The 4,425-nt window shown below is 61.9% G+C and carries 3 protein-coding genes; all 3 read left to right on the forward strand.

The window, feature by feature from the left end; all coding sequences use genetic code 11:
• A partial coding sequence (locus KLP42_RS26325) for a DUF6950 family protein (protein ID WP_502941354.1) occupies positions 1-305 on the forward strand: 305 nt, incomplete at its 5' end.
• A 2-nt stretch (positions 306-307) separates the two neighbouring features.
• Complete coding sequence (locus KLP42_RS26330) at positions 308-2,845, forward strand: phage tail protein (protein ID WP_215571128.1); 2,538 nt, start codon at positions 308-310, stop codon at positions 2,843-2,845.
• Positions 2,846-2,855: 10 nt separating this feature from the next.
• Complete coding sequence (locus KLP42_RS26335; RefSeq protein ID WP_215571129.1) at positions 2,856-4,373, forward strand: hypothetical protein; 1,518 nt, start codon at positions 2,856-2,858, stop codon at positions 4,371-4,373.
• Positions 4,374-4,425: the final 52 nt, after the last annotated feature.

Here is a 4,425-nt window from a genome sequence, read left to right on the forward strand (position 1 = left end):
ATCAAACCGAAGCGGAAGGCTATCGGCTGTTCCGCAAACACGGCTACCGGGAAACGGTCGAGGAGGCGCTGGTCGAAGCATTCGGCGCCCCTTCCTCGCCGCTTCTCGCGCAACGCGGTGACCTCGGTGTCATCGAGCGCGATGGCAGGATCTCCTGCGGCGCCTTCACCTCGGCCGGCTTTGCCGTGCGCACGATCTACGGCCATTGCGAACGCAGGAACGGCCGGCGGGTCGAAGTCACGACAGGCTATGACCTGCAGTTCCTGCCCGTGACCGCCGTGGCGCGGGCCTACAAGGTGTTCTAGACATGCCCTTCATTTCCGCGATTGCCGGCGCAATCGGCGCGGCCATCGGGCTCGGCTCGGTTGGCGTTGCCCTGGCACAGGCCGCAATCGGCCTTGGCATCAACTACATCGTGCGCAAGGCGGAAGAGCGGCGTGCGAAGAAGGCGGCCGCCAGCGCATCCGGAACGCAGTTCGACCGGGAATATGGCGAGAATGTCAGTCGCAAGGTGCCATGCGGGCGCGTCGGAATTGCCGGCCATGATGCCTATGTCAACACCTATGGCAGCGCGAACCGCGAACTGCAGCAGGTCTATGTGTTCGGGGATTTCCCCTGCGACGGCCTGTCGAAGATCTGGGCAGGCGGCGATCTGCTGACGCTCGAATTTCTGGCGGCCGAGAGCAATTCCATGGTGCAGCGCTATCGGGTGTCGGCTGGCGATTATGCCGGGCTGATGCGGTTTGCCTTCTACACAGGGACACAGGCGGAGGCCGATCCGGAACTGATCGCCAATGCCAATCCGGCCGGCCGCTGGACGGCAGATCATCGGGGCACCGGCATCTGCTATCTCGTCGCGTCCATGACCTATGATGCGGAGCGGCTTTCCAGCTTCCCCGACTTCTTCTTCGAAATTCGCGGGGCGCGGCTCTACGACCCCCGCAAGGATTCCTCGATCGGCGGCGCTGGCGATCATCGCTGGGGCGACGACAGCACCTATGAGTTCACGGAAAACCCGGTGGTGATGGATTACAACTACCGGCGTGGCTTCTCCTGGAACGGTGATCTGTTCCTCGGCATGGGGATGGACCCCGACCTGTTGCCGATCGACCGTTACGTGACGGCGGCGAACATCTGCGATGAACAGGAAGACGGCGAGGCGCGCTATCGCTGTTGCGCCGCTCTCGATGCCAGCCTTGAGCACGGTGACAATATCGATGCGCTGATGGGATCGTGCGCGGCCATGGTCATCGACAGTGTCGACGGCTCCTGGCCGCTGATCGGCACGCAACAGCCGATCGTCGCAACCTTCACGGATGACGACCTGGTGCCCGGCGAGGAACTGGTGTTCCAGCGTCGGCGCTCACAGGCCGATCTCGTCAACAGCGTATCCGGCACCTATCCCGAGCCCGCGAACATGTGGAGCCCGACCGGCTATGACACACAGACCGACGCGACCTATGTCGGAATTGATCGGCGCACGCGCGATTTCCAGCTGAACTTTGATTGCGTGCCGAGCAAGCGGCAGGCGAACCAGCTGGCGGCGATCTACTTCAAGGAAAACCGGTTTCAGGCGACTGCGCAGATCGTCCTGCCGCCCCGCTTCCGCGATATCAACGTGGGGGAATGGGTACGCTGGAATTCGGCCCGGTTCGGTGAGCGCACCTATATCGTGCAAAGCCGCTCGATCCGGGCGCTCGACAGTGACGGGCCGCGCAATGTGTCCCTGTCCCTGCAGGAGCGGGATGGCTCGATCTATGCGAAGACAGGCGTTCAGCCGGCCATCGTGCCGATCCCGAACGGGGAGCCGGTCTATCTGAATGCCCTGCAGGACTGGCGGGTGATCGCAGTTCTGGCACAGGCGGCCGATAGCCGCACGATCCCGGCGTTTCGCCTGTCCTGGTCACCGATCGAGGATGTGACCGTGACCGCGATCGATTTCCAGTGGTGGCTGAAGGATGCGCCCGACAACCGGTTCACCCGGCGCATCGGGGCGGACGTGACCTTTGCCCTGCTGCAGGAAGGGACCATCAGCAACGCCCCTTACGTCTTCCGCCACAGGCTGGTGGCGGATCGTCCGACCAACTGGTCGGCCGAACAGGAGGTCCGCGCGCTGGATGGCGGCAACGCCGATCTCGATGTCGGCCTGTCGAACCTGCAGCGGGATGTGAAGGACCAGTTTTCGCGGCTGTTTGCGGAGTTTGATGATCTGCGGCCGGTCCTCGAGCGACTGCTGACAAACGAGCAACTGAGCGGGGCCTCCACGGAAATCATGCGCCGTCACCTGTCACGGGAAATCGACAATGCCAGCGCGTCCTTCGCGGAGGATATCAGCGTGGTGACGGGCGAGCTTGCGGCAGCCGTCTCGCAGGTGACCGCCCTTGATGCCGCGTTCGAACAGAACAAGGCGAGTGTGCAGGGGGATCTGGCCGCCGTCGCCACGGACGTGAGCGCGCTTGCTGAGGCCGCACAATCCCTGACGGCTTCGATCAGCGATCTCAGCGTGCAGGGCAAGGTGCGGTTCGGGGTGGCAGCCAGCCAGGCCGGTGTCGATGCCCGCTTCTCGGTCGCCATCCGGGCGGATGCGGCGGGCGAGTTCAAGGAAACCGGGCTTTACCTGGAACTCTACACGGCCGGCGGCGTGCAGCGCTCGCGCTTTGCCGTCGCGGCAGATCAGTTCGTGGTGACGAATGGCGTGGCGGGCGCCCTGCCGCTTGTCTTCGAAGACGGCGAGTTGAAGCTGCAGGTGGCAAACATCGGAACGGTGACCGCCGGCGTCATCCGGTCGAACAATGGCAAGTTCGTCATCGACGCGAATGCGGGGACGATCATCATTTCATCGTAGGGGCGTGAGGGTGACCAAAACTCTGATCGGGCTTGATTACGAAGGCGTCGGGTGCGTCAAGATCACCAAGGGAAGTCTCGACCCGGCGACCACCCCGGACAGCGAGGTTGCCGCCTTCTACTATAATTCGAAGTGGTCGAAGGACGTTAACGTCAACCTCTTCGTCAACCCCGACAAATTCACGTCGAACTTCATCGAAGGGGGGGCGAGCTACGCCGATGCAACCCATATCGGCTTCCTGCCTTTGTTCAGCACCACCAACTTCAACTACAACTACTATCGGAAATCGTATTTTCCGGGCCTGGCCTACAATATGCCCCTGATGGACTATAAGCCCATCGACTACGCAACGGGACGCTTTCAGACGAACAGGGTCATTCAGTCCCTGGTCGGCTACGAGCGGCGCGGCGGGCTGTGGTCGACACGCAATCTGTCCTGGTACAACAACGCCTACTTCACCAACATCTCCCCCTCGGTGACGTTGGAATATGGCGTCTTCTTCCAGTCTCTGTTCGAGGTGCCGGAAGGCTCCAGCTTCGGCGAGCGGGCCTCCATCCTCGTCTGGAATTTGCCGGGTGACAGCAGTCCGATCATTGACGGAACGCCGCTGGCGCCTGTGAGCGGACAACGGCAGATCGAAATCAACGCGGCGGCCTGCCGCGTCTCCAAGCCGGGATATGACGTCAGGACGGCAACGTCGACACAGCTGGCGTTCGACAGTTCGAAACGTCCGCCAAAGATCATTGCGGCCAATGATATCCTCATCCCGGCCGGCTACTCCGAATATGACACGGGGCTGGAGCTGCCTCCGGGATGCGTGATCGATGCTGCCTTCTATCCGGAAGGGGCCACGGTCTATTATCCCTGCAATCCGCAGAACGTGGAATTCGGGGCCGAACACTGGATTACCGGCTCGAAAATCGCGTTCAATGCGAATGCGGCGTGCCGGGCGCGCTTCATTGTCGTGTCGCCCCCTGCGGCAACGCAGACGGCAGGGCAAAACAGTGTGCTGCGTCAGTTCGAACAGGGTGGAACCAATGTCGTCCAGTTCCTGCGTCCTGGCGCCGGAGAGGATCCTTCCTTCGGGGATATCATCCTGGACAGCCGGTGGCCCTGTCTGCAGATGATCGCCGAGGGCTACATTCCCGTCGGCGATGGCGAGTTGCAGCATCCCGTTGCCATCAATTCCAATGGTCTCTTCCCGATCGTCAAATTCATGACGGTTCATGGGAGTGGAGGCAGCACCAAACCGGTTCTTCCGACCTCCTGGGGCGCTGAGGTGCGCAGCCCGAAGGTTGCGCGCAGTGCCGTTTACCGGGTGGGATGGACGAATGTCATCACCAGCGGGGACACGTGCTTCTGCACGGTCACGAACAGTGAAGTTCGGTTCTTCACCTTCCGGGGGAACCCCATCGGACAACGATACGCCAACGGCGGTGCGGTCGATAACAATCGGATCACCTACGAATACGATCCCGCTCCCATCGTGGGTATTCGTTATTTTGTCTTCGGCGTTCCCGCCGAATAGCCGCGAGGCATTGCCGGACGATCCAAGGTCCGCGCCTCCCTGACAGGAAATC

The sequence above is a fragment of the Rhizobium sp. CSW-27 genome, assembly GCF_018760785.1.
Classification (GTDB): domain Bacteria; phylum Pseudomonadota; class Alphaproteobacteria; order Rhizobiales; family Rhizobiaceae; genus Neorhizobium.